At 44.6% G+C, this 13,486-nt stretch carries 13 protein-coding genes; 3 read left to right on the top strand and 10 right to left on the bottom strand.

Annotation, left to right across the window (positions count from 1 at the left end; all coding sequences use genetic code 11):
* Positions 1-61: 61 nt before the first annotated feature.
* The 3 genes from metN to metQ are packed head-to-tail and all read left to right on the top strand — an operon-like array spanning position 62 to position 2,560.
* Positions 62-1,093, top strand: a complete 1,032-nt coding sequence (gene metN / locus QWZ17_RS14375) for a methionine ABC transporter ATP-binding protein MetN (protein WP_290305941.1) — start codon at positions 62-64, stop codon at positions 1,091-1,093.
* Between the two features lie 4 nt (positions 1,094-1,097).
* Positions 1,098-1,742 carry a methionine ABC transporter permease MetI gene (gene metI / locus QWZ17_RS14370; RefSeq protein WP_435404583.1) on the top strand — a complete coding sequence of 215 codons (645 nt, stop codon included), beginning with the start codon at positions 1,098-1,100 and terminating at the stop codon, positions 1,740-1,742.
* Positions 1,743-1,750: 8 nt separating this feature from the next.
* Positions 1,751-2,560, top strand: coding sequence for a methionine ABC transporter substrate-binding lipoprotein MetQ (gene metQ, locus QWZ17_RS14365; RefSeq protein WP_290305938.1), 810 nt, complete (start codon positions 1,751-1,753; stop codon positions 2,558-2,560).
* A 207-nt stretch (positions 2,561-2,767) separates the two neighbouring features.
* On the opposite strand, the gene QWZ17_RS14360 is transcribed toward metQ, so the two are convergent.
* From QWZ17_RS14360 to QWZ17_RS14315, 10 genes are all read right to left on the bottom strand, one after another.
* On the bottom strand, positions 2,768-3,679 hold the full coding sequence (locus QWZ17_RS14360) for an SDR family oxidoreductase (RefSeq protein ID WP_435404582.1): 912 nt from the start codon (positions 3,677-3,679) through the stop codon (positions 2,768-2,770).
* Between the two features lie 6 nt (positions 3,680-3,685).
* Positions 3,686-4,465 (bottom strand): enoyl-CoA hydratase/isomerase family protein, encoded by a 780-nt coding sequence (locus QWZ17_RS14355; RefSeq protein ID WP_353959494.1) that lies wholly within the window; start codon positions 4,463-4,465, stop codon positions 3,686-3,688.
* Between the two features lie 5 nt (positions 4,466-4,470).
* Positions 4,471-6,285 carry an AMP-dependent synthetase/ligase gene (locus QWZ17_RS14350; RefSeq protein WP_290305937.1) on the bottom strand — a complete coding sequence of 605 codons (1,815 nt, stop codon included), beginning with the start codon at positions 6,283-6,285 and terminating at the stop codon, positions 4,471-4,473.
* A 32-nt stretch (positions 6,286-6,317) separates the two neighbouring features.
* On the bottom strand, positions 6,318-7,493 hold the full coding sequence (locus QWZ17_RS14345; RefSeq protein ID WP_290305936.1) for an acetyl-CoA C-acyltransferase: 1,176 nt from the start codon (positions 7,491-7,493) through the stop codon (positions 6,318-6,320).
* Between the two features lie 27 nt (positions 7,494-7,520).
* Positions 7,521-9,902, bottom strand: a complete 2,382-nt coding sequence (locus tag QWZ17_RS14340) for a 3-hydroxyacyl-CoA dehydrogenase/enoyl-CoA hydratase family protein (protein ID WP_290305935.1) — start codon at positions 9,900-9,902, stop codon at positions 7,521-7,523.
* A gap of 27 nt (positions 9,903-9,929) precedes the next feature.
* On the bottom strand, positions 9,930-10,382 hold the full coding sequence (locus tag QWZ17_RS14335; RefSeq protein WP_290305934.1) for a DUF2147 domain-containing protein: 453 nt from the start codon (positions 10,380-10,382) through the stop codon (positions 9,930-9,932).
* Positions 10,383-10,632: 250 nt separating this feature from the next.
* Positions 10,633-10,902: an acyl-CoA-binding protein gene (locus QWZ17_RS14330; protein WP_290305933.1), complete on the bottom strand. Its 270-nt coding sequence runs from the start codon at positions 10,900-10,902 to the stop codon at positions 10,633-10,635.
* 9 nt (positions 10,903-10,911) lie between these two features.
* Complete coding sequence (locus QWZ17_RS14325; protein WP_290305932.1) at positions 10,912-11,361, bottom strand: acyl-CoA thioesterase; 450 nt, start codon at positions 11,359-11,361, stop codon at positions 10,912-10,914.
* Between the two features lie 308 nt (positions 11,362-11,669).
* The gene (locus QWZ17_RS14320) at positions 11,670-12,647 is read right to left on the bottom strand and encodes an electron transfer flavoprotein subunit alpha/FixB family protein (RefSeq protein WP_290305931.1); all 978 of its coding nucleotides are present in this window, start codon (positions 12,645-12,647) and stop codon (positions 11,670-11,672) included.
* A 60-nt stretch (positions 12,648-12,707) separates the two neighbouring features.
* On the bottom strand, positions 12,708-13,451 hold the full coding sequence (locus tag QWZ17_RS14315) for an electron transfer flavoprotein subunit beta/FixA family protein (RefSeq protein WP_290305930.1): 744 nt from the start codon (positions 13,449-13,451) through the stop codon (positions 12,708-12,710).
* Between the last annotated feature and the right edge of the window lie 35 nt (positions 13,452-13,486).

Below are 13,486 nucleotides of genomic sequence, written 5' to 3'. Positions count from 1 at the left end.
TAGTGTAAGTTTTGCAATAACTTACTTAATCTACCGGTGTTATGGAATACTTTTGCGGCAAATGATAGAGTTAAAAAATGTTACTAAAACATTTAAGAAAAAAAACAGCCAGGTAACTGCCCTTTCAAATGTTTCCCTTATTGTACCACAAGGCCGTATTCTTGGGGTTATTGGAGCTTCTGGAGCAGGAAAAAGCACCCTGATTCGCTGTGTTAATTTGCTTGAAAAACCGACAAGCGGCCAGGTAATTGTTGATGGGCAAAACCTCACCAGCCTGCCGGCTTCAGACCTTGCCAAGGCAAGGCGGCATATTGGTATGATCTTTCAGCACTTTAATCTGTTATCGTCACGCACAGTCTTTGAAAACGTAGCTTTTCCGCTTGAATTGGATAACACCTCAAAATCTGTTATTCATGATCGTGTAAATGAACTTTTAACATTGGTTGGCCTGGCAGAAAAAGCGAACGAATATCCGGCAAATTTATCCGGTGGCCAAAAGCAAAGGGTAGCCATTGCGCGTACGCTAGCCAGTAAACCTAAAGTGTTATTGTGCGATGAGGCTACAAGTGCCCTTGACCCGGCTACAACAAGATCAATACTGGCTTTACTTAAAGACATTAATCAACGTTTTAACATCACCATATTATTGATAACCCATGAAATGAATGTTGTTAAAGCCATTTGCGATGAGGTTGCAGTGATAAGCGATGGTAGGCTGATAGAACGCGGATCTGTTAGCGAAATATTTTCATATCCCGAAACTCCCCTGGCCAAACAGTTTATCGCGTCGTCGCTCCATACGGCCTTACCGGCAGAGTACGAACAGCGTTTAACAACAGCGCCTTCGGGCAAAAATCACCCGGTAGTAAAACTGGAATTTTCCGGCCGGTCGGCCGAAGCCTCTATCCTATCCGAAGCAAGCAGGCTTTTCCAGGTAGATAACAACATCATCAGCGCGCAAATGGATTATACAGGTGGAGTTAAATATGGTATTATGCTGATAGAAGTAAGTGGTACGCCAGAGAATACAAAAAATTCATTAACCTATTATGGCAGTAAACATATTAAGGTGGAGGTATTAGGTTATGTCTGAACCAATGATGTGGATGATATTAAAAGGCTTGCTTGAAACCATAGTAATGACCTTTGTATCTGGTTTTTTTGGCTTTGTTATTGGCTTGCCAACCGGCGTGCTGTTGTTTATGACCCGTAAGGGGCAGGTATCAGAAAATAGATTAACAAATGGCTTAATATCCATTATCGTTAACATCTTCCGGTCAATTCCATTCATCATTCTTATTGTATGGATGATTCCGTTTACAAGGGCATTAGTTGGTACTTCCATCGGTGTACAGGCCGCCCTGGTACCGCTTAGCATTGGCGCGGCACCATTTATAGCGCGGATGGTTGAAAACAGCCTTATGGAGGTACCCAACGGTTTAATAGAGGCAGCGAGAGCAATGGGTGCGCGGCCATTACAAATTGTATTGAAGGTACTTTTGCCTGAAGCATTGCCTTCTATTATTGGCGCGGCATCAATTACGCTAATCACCCTGGTAGGATATTCGGCTATGGGTGGCGCGGTTGGCGCGGGTGGCTTAGGCCAAATTGGCTATCAATATGGTTATGTGGGTTACGATATAGTGGTCATGAATACCGTTTTGGTTTTATTAGTAGCACTGGTATTTCTTATACAAATCTCTGGTGACTCCATCGCCAAAAAGGTGGACCATCGTAAATAATTAAAAACATGAATATAAAAACCTTAAGCGGTATAATAATATTATCCCTAAGTATAGTGGCCTGTGGCAGAAAACAACAAGCCAATAACACCAACCATATTAAAGTGGGTGTTGAGTCGGGCCCTGAGTTTAAAGTAGCTGAAGCAGCGCAAAAAGTTGCCAAAGAAAAATATAACCTGGATGTAGAACTGGTTCAGTTTAATGACTATGTGATGCCTAACGCCGCTTTAAGCCAGGGCGATATTGACCTGAACGTTTTTCAGAACAAACCTTATTTAGATGTGCAGGCTAAACAACGCGGCTATAAATTTGCCATTTTGGGTAACACGTTTGTATTTCCATTGGCCGGATATTCGCGAAAAATAAAAACCACCAATCAGTTGAAAGATGGCAGTACCATTATCATCCCCAATGACCCAACAAACAGCGGCCGTTCTCTGTTGCTTTTACAAAAAGCTGGCTTGGTTAAATTAAAAGATGGCGTTGGTTTATTACCTACTATAAATGACATTGTAAGTAATCCAAAAAATCTTAAAATTTTAGAATTGGAAGCACCACAGTTACCGCGTTCTCTTGATGACCAAAACGTAACCATAGCCATCATAAACAATACTTTTGCCGGTCCGGCAGGTTTGGTTGCCAAACGTGATGGCTTGTTCATTGAGGACGAAAAATCGCCTTATGTAAATATTATTGTATCAAGGGATGACAATAAAGCCCAGGATAATGTTGCCCGATTTGTAAAAGCCTACCAATCGCCCGAAGTTGCACAAGCCGCGGAAGTAGCTTTTAAAGGCGGCGCTATTAAAGGATGGTAAATAATTATGACCTAATTGCTGCTTTGAGCCGCGATAATTCCCTTAAGCAGGCAGAAAATCAGCAAGCAAAACTTGATTCGGGAGATATCAATTTAACGATCAATTTTTTCTATGGGATATAAGTGGATCATCAAATCCATCAAAAATTTAAAGCCAACTTAATAACGATTGTTTTCCGATAGCGAAATAACGGCCTGCCTTATCCTGCTACGCCGACCGGGTAGCCTTTTCGATATCATCCCACATTTGGGTGGGGATCATTTCAAGGGCGTTGAATTGGCCTGCGCCTTGTAACCATTCGCCGCCATCAATGGTGATAACCTCGCCGTTGATGTAGCCCGAAAAATCTGATACCAGGAAAGCGGCCAGGTTAGCCAACTCCTGCTGTTCGCCTATCCTTTTAAGGGGTACCCGCTTTTTGAAATCAAATTTCTGCGCCATATCGCCCGGCAGCAGGCGGTCCCATGCCCCTTTGGTGGGGAACGGACCGGGTGCTATGGCGTTGGTACGTATGCCGTGCCTGCCCCACTCTACCGCTAAAGACCTGGTCATGGCCAGCACCCCGCCCTTGGCACAGGCCGATGGTACCACATATGCCGAACCTGTAAAGGCATAGGTAGTAACAATATTGAGGATGTTACCGGGTATTTTTTCGCCAATCCAATACTTGCCCAAAGCCAATGAGCAGTTGGCCGAGCCTTTTAAAACAATATCAATAATAGCCGAAAACGCGTTTGCCGATAAGCGCTCCGTTGGCGAAATAAAGTTGCCTGCCGCGTTGTTCAGCAGCGCGTCCACCCGACCAAATGTTTCGAGGCTTTGCCGTAGCATTTGTTCAACCTCATCATATTTACGTACATCGCAGGCAATGGGCAATACCTTACCGCCTGTTTCGGCTTCCATTTCGATGGCCGTTTGTTTCAGCACATCCAGTTTACGGCTGGTAATTATTAGGTTGGCACCCAATTGTAAAAAGTAAGTACCCATGGCTTTACCAAGGCCTGTTCCGCCGCCGGTTACAATAATAGTTTTACCTTTCAGGGCATCATCCTTTAACATTCCACCTGCTGAAACAGGGTTAGGTATAGCGGCGTTATCCGGGTTTGCAGCATCTGTCATAACAGGTTATTTAACAGGGGTATTCTTTGATTTTAATTTTTGGATCATCAATTGTAAGCCTTGCCGTGTTGCAGGTGCCCACCATTGTTGCAGCATCTTATTTAAGGCATCAGTTTGGTCGGCGTGTAATTTATCCATCAGTTCATGGCGTAAATTCAATTTACTTTCGCTCCAGGTAACCGGGTTGAGTTGCATATAGGCCCTGGCCTTTTTTATGGCGGCGTTTATTAAATCCGCCGCAGGGCTAATTTCATCAACAAGCCCGGCGTTAAGCGCATCGGCAACTGGCAGCAATTTACCTTCCATTAAATATTGGTAGGCTTTATGCCGGCCAAGCCAAAATGAATACAGTTCAAAAACACTCCCCGGTACAATAATGCCAACGGGAATTTCATTCAACCCAATCATGAATGCCCCGTCGGCCATCACCCTGTAATCGCAACAGATTGCCAATATGCAACCACCGGCAGGACTATGCCCGCTAATGGCGGCCACCAATGGCTTTCTGAAAGATGCAAGCGTATTTTGCAAGACTAAAAAATCAATCCAAAACTCACGGATCTGCTCTTCATTGTAATCATAAGCCTCTATCAAATCTATCCCCGAAGAAAAAAAGCCATCCTTGCCGGTTAAAATCACTCCACCTACAGCATTATCTTCCTCCAGTATTTTTATGCTATCGGTGAGTTCTTTCACCATTTGATGATTGATGGGATTTGAGCGGCCTCTATCAAGCGTGATGATGGCAAGTGCATCCTGTATGGTTATCTGCAAGGTAGTCATCATACTTATTAACTGGCTAATGTTGGGTTTTCACTAATTTCGCAGGGATACATTTTATCAATCTGGGTTTTGTATTTTTCGGCGATTATCTTACGCTTCATTTTGCCGGTTGGTGTAAGCTCCCCGCTATCAATAGACCATTCATCTGGCAGCAGCGTTATTTTTTTCACCTGCTCAACGTGGTTAAATTCGGGGTTGTAGGTATCAATAATTGACTGATAAAGTTCAATTATCCTGGCATCTTTAATTAATTCCCCGCCAGATGAAAAAGGGATATCATTTTCCTTGCACCATGGCTTTAAATGCGTGTAAGAAGGCACAATTAAAGCAGCAACAAACTTCTTTTCGGAGCCAACTACCATCATCTGCTCGATAAAATAATTTTCTTTCATTTTATTTTCGATAGGTAATGGCGCTACATATTTACCGCCCGAGGTTTTGAATATTTCTTTTTTGCGATCTGTTATTTTAAGGAACGATTCGCTATCCAGTTCGCCAATATCGCCAGTATGGAACCATCCGTCTTCAATTACCTCGGCAGTGAGTTCGGGATTTTTATAATATCCGGCCATAACATTGGGGCCTTTGCACATAATTTCGCCATCGGCAGCAATCTTAACCTCAACACCACTCAGCAGCGGACCAACGGTACCGAATTTCCTTTTGTTTTTTTCATAACAATTAACCGCGATTACCGGCGACGTTTCGGTAAGCCCATAACCCTCCATAATAACAATATTGGCGGCGGTAAAAATCCGCTCCAGCTTAACTGGGCAGGCCGAGCTGCCAACTACTATCGCTTTTATATTTCCACCTATTGCATTGCGCCACTTGCTGTAAACCAGTTTATCGGCTATGGCAAGTTTAATGTTGTATGATAAGCTGGTGTTGTTAATTTCGTAAGCTTCGGCCACTTTAACCGACCATAAAAAGATCTTACGCTTAATACCGGTAAGCTGCTGGCCCTGCACCATAATTTTTTCAAATACTTTTTCAAGCAAACGCGGTACGGCTGTAAAAAGCGAGGGTTTTACTTCCTTTAAATTCGCGCCGATGGTGTCCATATTTTCGGCATAGTAAATGGCAAAACCGTAGTACAGGTAAACGTAGGTGCACATCTTTTCAAAAATGTGATTGAGGGGCAAAAAGCTCAAAACGCTTTTCTCTACCAGGGGTATATGGCTAAGCACCGCGCCGGAAGCCATAGCGTTGCTCATGATATTTTTATGGGTGAGCATTACCCCTTTAGGTCGGCCGGTGGTACCCGATGTATAGATGAGCGTTGCTACGTCGTTTTCGGTTATTTTATCGCTTATCGTTTTTATTTTTTGCAGATCACCATTGGCCAAAGGTTTAAGCAACACAGTCCAATGTGGGCATCCATCTATATCATCAAACGTAAAAATGCCTTTTAACGACGGTATATTTGCCTGCACCTGTTTTATTTTATCGCATAATTCCCGGCCGCCTACAAATACAAATTTAACCTGGGCCTCGTTTAATATTTGCTCAATTTCTTTAGTGCCTGTGTTGGGATATAAGGGCACCAATATGGCGCCGGTTTGCTGTACGGCCAGGTCGGTTATGATCCATTCGGGCCGGCCGTTGCTAATGAGGCCTATTTTATCGCGGCCTTCGGTAGTACCATCATTGGCAGAAATACCCATATCAAGCAAGGCCAGGGATAACTGGTAAACCATGGTATGCACCTCGGCAGTGCTGTATGATTTCCATGAGCCATTTTCTTTGGCATTTAGCAAATTGGCCCTTGGCGCCTTGGCCTGGGCATCTATGCAATCAAATAATCGTGTCGCGTTTTCCATATGGCAACAGTTATTTATATAAAGGTTATCCCTTACAGTAATTCAAATACACCCGCTGCGCCTTGCCCGGTGCCTACACACATGGTAACAATACCATATTTTTTGTCACGCCTTTTCAGCTCATTAAAAAGCTGAACTGAAAGTTTGGCCCCTGTACAACCAAGCGGATGCCCCAAGGCTATCGCGCCGCCATTTACGTTTACAATTTCGGGATCAAGCTGCAAGCCTTTGATAATAGCCAACGATTGCGATGCAAAAGCTTCGTTCAACTCTATCAGGTCAATATCCTGCTGTTTCATACCGGCCATTTTCAACACTTTGGGGATAGCCACCAGTGGACCAATACCCATGATACGTGGCGGCACGCCGGCTACGGCATAATTAACCAGCCTTGCAATAGGCTTAAGGTTGTTCTGTTTTAAAAACCGTTCGCTCACGACCATCACAAAAGCCGCCCCATCACTTGTTTGGGATGAATTGCCTGCTGTTACCATGCCCCTGGCATCAAAAACAGGTTTTAGCTTAGCTAAAGCATCAATGGAGGTGTCAGCCCTTGGGCCTTCATCTGTATCTACCTTAAATTCCCGTTTCTTTTTTTTACCGCTTTCATCAATATAGGTTTCCACAATGCTTACCGGCACTATTTCATCCTTGAATTTACCTGCCTTAATAGCATTAATGGCTTTCTGGTGCGAGTTATAAGCAAACTGATCCTGCTCCTGCCGGCTGATGCTATACTCCTTTGCAACGGCTTCTGCGGTGAGGCCCATGCCCCAGTAATAGTCGGGATGTGCCAGGGCAACATCGGCATTGGGGACTATACGCCAGCCGCCCATGGGAATGAGGCTCATGCTTTCCACACCGCCGGCTATAATACAATCGGCAATGCCACTATGTATTTTTGCTGATGCGATGGCAATGGTTTCCAGGCCCGATGAACAGTAACGATTAACCGTCATGCCGGGTACTTTATCGGTATCCAGCGCCATGAGGGATATAAGCCGGGCAACATTGAGGCCCTGTTCGGCCTCGGGCGTAGCGTTACCTACAATTACATCATCAACCTGTTCTTTATCAACATTTGGCACGGATGCCATTAATTGCCTTATAACATCCGCGGCAAGCGTATCTGGTCGGGTAAACCTGAACCCGCCCCGGGTAGCCTTCCCAACGGCGCTACGACTGGCTGCCACTATATATGCGTTCATTTTATATTAGATTTATAGGTATCAAACTTAGTTTCTTAACACTCTGCCGCCGGTTAAAATAGACTGGATGCGTTCAAGCGTTTTCTTTTCGGTGCAAAGCGAAATAAAAGCCTCGCGCTCCAGCCCCAGCAAATATTCCTCGTTCACTATCGAGGGTTGGGACAGATCGCCCCCGGAAAGCACGTAGGCCAGTTTCTGGGATATTTTAACATCATGCTCACTAATGTAATTACCGCTGTACATAGTATTGGCACCTACATAACCCAGTCCCAGGGCTTGCTTGCCCAGCACCCTGATATCGCTGCGCGGGATGGGTTGTATGTACACCTCATTTGCCATTTGCAGGCATTGTTGTTTGGCTTCGGCAAGTAACCTATCGCGTGATACCACTACCACGTCCCTGCCTTTTTTAAGGTAGCCCAACTCAAAAGCCTCATAGGCCGATGTAGATACCTTAGCCTGACCGATGGTTAAAAACCTATCCCTGAAATTATTCAGTTCAACATCACCATCCTGTAGTTCATCTGACAGCCTCAGGGCAAACTCTTTGGTACCACCACCGCCAGGTATCAGGCCAACGCCAAACTCAACCAGGCCCATGTATAACTCGGCATGGGCAACTACTTTATCGGCATGCAGGCACATTTCGCAGCCGCCGCCTAAAGCCATCTGGTGGGGCGCAATTACAATCGGGATGGATGAGTACCGTATGCGCATCATGGTATTTTGAAAAGCTTTGATCACCATATTCAGTTCATCAAATTCCTGCTCAACGGCCATCATGAATATCATGCCTACATTAGCACCCGCACTAAAATTGGCTCCCTCGTTTGATATCACCAGCCCTTTATAACCGGTTTCGGCAAGGGTTATGGCTTTGTTGATGCCTTCAATTACTTCGCCACCTATAGTGTTCATTTTGGTATGAAACTCCAGGTTTAAAATACCATCGCCTATATCGGTAATGGTAGTGCCACTGTTTTTCCATACCGTGTTTGTGGCGCGGATATTATCCAGCAGGATAAAACTCTCGGTACCGGGAATTATCTTATAACTTTTAAATGGAATATCATAATACAGGCGCTTGCCGTCCTCAATTTTATAAAAACCTGCGGCACCTGTGGCAAGCATATCATAAACCCATTGGGCTGGTTTATTGCCCGCTGCTTCCATGGCTTTTACCGTATCTGCAACACCCAGAGCATCCCATTTTTGAAAGGGCCCCATCTCCCAGCCAAAACCGGCGCAGGTAGCGGCATCTATTTTGTAAAGCTCATCGGCAATTTCGGGGATGCGGTTGCTGGCGTAGGCAAACAATTCATAAAAAGTAGCACGATAAAAATCGCCGGCGCGGTCCTTTGCCGCGAATAAGATCTTTAACCGGGCCGCAAGGCTATCAACCGCCTTGGTGGTTTCTAACGATGCGAATTTTACTTTTTGGGAAGGTTTGTATTCCAGCGTTTTTAAATCGAGCGCGTAAAACTGGTTTACGCCATCTACCTTTTCTTTTTTGTAAAAACCCTGGTTGGTTTTGCTGCCCAGCCAATTGTTTTTTACCATTTCATCAACAAATGATGGAATGTTGAATAATTCCCGGGCTTCATCATCCGGGGCGTTTTTGTAAAGGCCATTGGCAACGTGTACCATGGTATCTAACCCAACCACATCATTGGTACGGAAGGTTGCCGATTTAGGGTGACCTATTACCGGTCCGGTTAGTTTATCAACCTCTTCAACCGTCATCCCGGTTTTCTGTACGTAATGCAGTACGCTCATAATGCTGAACACCCCGATACGGTTACCGATAAATGCAGGGGTGTCTTTGGCTAAAACCGTGGTTTTCCCCAGGTACTTACCGCCAAAATCCATCAAAAAATCAACTACAGCAGTGAGCGTTTCTTTGATGGGGATGATTTCCAATAGTTTTAAATACCGGGGCGGGTTAAAAAAATGGCTGCCACAAAAATGCTGTTTGAAATCGTCGCTCCGGCCCTCTGCCATTAAGTGGATGGGAATACCCGATGTGTTGGAGGTGATAAGCGTACCCGGTTTTCTATATTTTTCTACCGTATCAAATACTTCGCGCTTAATATCCAGCCGTTCAACTACCACTTCAATCACCCAATCGCAATCGGCAATTTTGGGCATATCATCACTAAAGTTGCCCGTGGTAATGCGTTTGGCAAATGATTTAAGATAAAGGGGCGATGGATTTGATTTTACAGCAAAATCAAGCGCGTCGTTCACAATTTTATTGCGTAGTTTTTTATCACCGGCAGGGGCATCTTTGGGTACAATATCCAGCAGCAGCACCTGTATGCCGATATTAGCGAAATGGCAGGCTATCCGGCTTCCCATAACGCCCGACCCTAATACTGCTACTTTTTTTATAATTCGTTTAGCATCCATCAGTAAAGCTTGTTTATATATGTTTTATTACTCGGCCCGCGACCAGGTAGTGGTGCGCCCAAAAAGCGAAATGCCTATATAGCCCCGTATATCGAGGGTTTTGCCTTTATAAGTTATTTTGCAAGAGTACGTTTTGCCGTTATTGGGATCATAAATTGTTCCACCGGTGTATTTATCGTCGCCGTCTTTTACAAAGCCGGCCAATACAGGCAGGCCCAGTCTTGGCCTGGTACGCAATTTTTCGTCGGCATTCAACTCATCAACTTTGGGTTTGCCGTTTTTTAAGGGTTCTTTTAGCCATACCACTTTACCATTAAACTTGTTATCGGCATCTTTGGTGATCAATATTTTGGCGCTTTTAACATCATTGTACCACTGGCCTTCAATTTTATCTGTTTGCGCTTTTGCGCATATACTTACAGATACCGCAAATAGCAGCATCAATACAAAACGAGCGGGTTGTTTTATGGATACAAACATTGCTTTAGGTATTGTTTTTATAAAAATCCCTTTCTTTTTTTGAACTAATTAGCCGCTTTGCAGAATCGCCAAATGGCCATTCCAGCTATAAGCAGGCATCATTTTAAAAACAGGACAGGCAGAATTATAAAATGGTTTATAATTTATTCCCGGTAATTGCCGGTTGGTTTATAGTAACAAATATCTGTTTATGCAGCATATTGCAAAGGTTAAAACGGCGGAAACATTTGTCAATATTTCGGATATTAATTTAACTGTTTTTGGCTGATAGTATTGTTACCAACTGAACATATTGCTCCATAGCATCATCGGCAGTTACGCCCTTTAGTTTTAACCAGGAATCATACTTTGCTTTGGCCACAAAATCAAACATGCCCGGCGGGGTATCTGTATTGATATCACCCTCTGTTGCCTGTTTATATAGGCTGTACAGGCGTAATAAAGTTTCATTATCTGGTTTTGAAGGAAGTAGCTTACTATCTGCAACCGCTTTTTCAAAGGTTTCTTTTAAATCGCTCATTGTTGGTTTTTAATTTTGGGGAGTGTTATCTTCTTCTATGTAGTCGCTGCTCTTGGGGGCTTTCATAAACCTTTGGCTTAATGCTGTGGGTAATATGGCCAGTTTGCGTTTTTCCATATCAATCCATGAACCTTCGGCATTGATGATGGCAGCCTTAACGCCATCGCCCCGGTACAACTCATGCCTAATAGCCCAGCGGGAACCATCGGGCCGCGATCTGATGAGTTCGCAGGTGATCTTTATATTTTCGTTCATCCCTATCTCGCGCAGGTAAATCAGTTCTTCCCTGAACAATACAGGGCCAATTTTATATTGATAAAGTGTGGGCAGTTTTAACCCAAGGCTTTCGAGCATGGTGATGCGTGCCTGCGCGGCAAAATCGGCATAGGCGGAGTGCCTCATATGCTGGTTGGAGTCTATTTGCGACCATAGTACCTGGCCTTCATAAAAATATTCCATAAATATTGATTTAGAGCCTGTTTAAATTTTATTCGACGACGATTACCGACCACATTTTCACTCATCATTAATGTGCGACGCTTAAACATTCGCAAGAACGCCGGCTACGACTCACCCGGTCTACGCTTCGCTGGACCACCCTCTCTCCGGCTGCGCCGCATAGAGGGTTAAAAAAACTTTTCTGTCCCCTCTATGCGGCGCAGCCGGAGAGAGGGGAAGACGGGCGTAGCCTCGTCGGGGTGAGTCGTCTACACCCTGTTTACGTCATTTCGACCTTCACCGCAACAACTCTTTTTAACCCTCACTTATTATTTATGCTGTTCCTTAAACTTCCTCACAGCCGCAGTTAATCTTGGTAAAACCTCCATCGCATCGCCCACAATACCATAATTGGCGGCTTTAAAAAACGGAGCTTCTGGATCTTTGTTGATAACCACAATAGTTTTTGATCCGTTAACCCCGGCCAGATGCTGTATGGCCCCCGATATGCCCACAGCTATATACAAATTGGGGCGCACGGTACCACCTGTTTGACCCACATGCTCATGATGCGGTCGCCAATGCGAATCGGCTACCGGACGCGAGCAGGCTGTGGCGGCACCTAACTCTTTTGCCAGATCTTCCAGTATGCCCCAGTTTTCGGGGCCTTTCATACCGCGGCCACCGGATACTACCAGTTCGGCATCGGCAAGTGATACCTCTCCGGTAACTTTATCTATCGATTTAACTTTTACACCAAAATCTTTTTCATCAAAGCTAACGGCCAGTTGTTCTACCACAGCTTTACCTTCGGCTTTAACAGCCGGGAAGGCGTTAGGCATCAGCATAATTACCTTTACATCACTCAAAATATTCACATAAGCGAATGCCTTGCCCGAAAACACGGCTTTTTTAATCACAAAGCCTTTTTCCAGGTCGGGGATTGAAAGCGCGCCAGCTACTATACCCGCTTTTAGTTGTACGGCCACCCGTGGCGCTACCGTACGGCCACTAATATCATGCAGGGTTATAATTATTTTGCTTTTTTCTTTTTCGGCGGCGGCTAATAACGCTTTGCAATATGCCCGGGCGTGTAAGTCGTTTAAGCGGGTATCGGCCACATGCAGCACTTTTTGAGCGCCATATGCGCCAAGCCCTTCCATTTCTGCATTAGTAGCGTTGCCCAAAACAACAGCGGTTAACGTAGTGGCCGTTTTTTTAGCTATTTGCGCGGCATATTGTACCGCCTCAAAGTTTTTCTTTTTTATAATTCCCCCGGTATGTTCTACCAATACTATTACAGACATGTTGTGTGTTTTTAATTAAGATGAGCCCGCGTGCAGATGCCATGGGCAATAAAATTGATATTAAATAACCCGGGCCTCAGTGTGCAATAGATCCACCAGCTGATCCATATCATCCGGACTAATCATTTTTATACCGGCCTTAGCGGGCGGCAATTCATAGGATAATATCGCTGTTAAAGCAGCTATTTTAGATGGCTCTACTACTTTTAAAGGCCGTGTGCGGGCGGCCATAATGCCACGCATATTTGGTATACGCGCTTCGGCTATACCTTTTTGGCAGGATATAACCAGGGGCAAATTACATTGATCCGTTTCTTCGCCGCCCTCCACTTCGCGCTTTACAACAGCCACGCCTGCTTCAACCTGGATATCGGTTGCAAAACCAATGTAATCCATGTCCAACATACCGGCTAACATGGTTCCGGTAATGCCGTTATTATAATCTATAGATTCCTTGCCGCATAAAATCAAGTCATAACCAACCTGCGCGGCGTATGCTGCTATATAACCGGCGGTTTCATAGGCGTCATTGCTATCGGCATCAATGCGGATAGCTTCATCACCGCCCAGGGAAAGGGCCTTCCTGATCACCGGCTCCACATTTGCCTTGCCTACTGTTATCAAATGAATGTCGCTGGCTATTCCTTTTTCTTTTAGTTCGATGGCCCTCACCAGGGCATACCATTCATCATATGGGTTAATGATATAGGTAACCCCATCACCATTAACCGAGGTGTCATTATTTTTAAGCACAATTTTGGTGCTGGTATCCGGCACCTGGCTTATACACACTAATATTTTCATTATTTTTTAGGTTGATGTTATAAACATGAGACTTA

Origin of the sequence: Mucilaginibacter flavus, assembly GCF_030409315.1 — a bacterium.
Lineage (GTDB): Bacteria > Bacteroidota > Bacteroidia > Sphingobacteriales > Sphingobacteriaceae > Mucilaginibacter > Mucilaginibacter flavus.
This window is presented reverse-complemented; position numbering and strand designations above follow the sequence as displayed.

Coding starts and splice junctions, on each gene's coding strand:
- metN (WP_290305941.1), top strand. CDS start 62: ATGATAGAGTTAAAAAATGTTACTAAAACATTTAAGAAAAAAAACAGC.
- QWZ17_RS14315 (WP_290305930.1), bottom strand. CDS start 13,451: ATGAAAATATTAGTGTGTATAAGCCAGGTGCCGGATACCAGCACCAAA.
- QWZ17_RS14350 (WP_290305937.1), bottom strand. CDS start 6,285: ATGGAAAACGCGACACGATTATTTGATTGCATAGATGCCCAGGCCAAG.
- metQ (WP_290305938.1), top strand. CDS start 1,751: ATGAATATAAAAACCTTAAGCGGTATAATAATATTATCCCTAAGTATA.
- QWZ17_RS14360 (WP_435404582.1), bottom strand. CDS start 3,679: ATGACAGATGCTGCAAACCCGGATAACGCCGCTATACCTAACCCTGTT.
- QWZ17_RS14355 (WP_353959494.1), bottom strand. CDS start 4,465: ATGATGACTACCTTGCAGATAACCATACAGGATGCACTTGCCATCATC.
- QWZ17_RS14330 (WP_290305933.1), bottom strand. CDS start 10,902: ATGAGCGATTTAAAAGAAACCTTTGAAAAAGCGGTTGCAGATAGTAAG.
- QWZ17_RS14320 (WP_290305931.1), bottom strand. CDS start 12,647: ATGTCTGTAATAGTATTGGTAGAACATACCGGGGGAATTATAAAAAAG.
- QWZ17_RS14340 (WP_290305935.1), bottom strand. CDS start 9,902: ATGGATGCTAAACGAATTATAAAAAAAGTAGCAGTATTAGGGTCGGGC.
- QWZ17_RS14335 (WP_290305934.1), bottom strand. CDS start 10,382: ATGTTTGTATCCATAAAACAACCCGCTCGTTTTGTATTGATGCTGCTA.
- QWZ17_RS14345 (WP_290305936.1), bottom strand. CDS start 7,493: ATGAACGCATATATAGTGGCAGCCAGTCGTAGCGCCGTTGGGAAGGCT.
- metI (WP_435404583.1), top strand. CDS start 1,098: ATGATGTGGATGATATTAAAAGGCTTGCTTGAAACCATAGTAATGACC.
- QWZ17_RS14325 (WP_290305932.1), bottom strand. CDS start 11,361: ATGGAATATTTTTATGAAGGCCAGGTACTATGGTCGCAAATAGACTCC.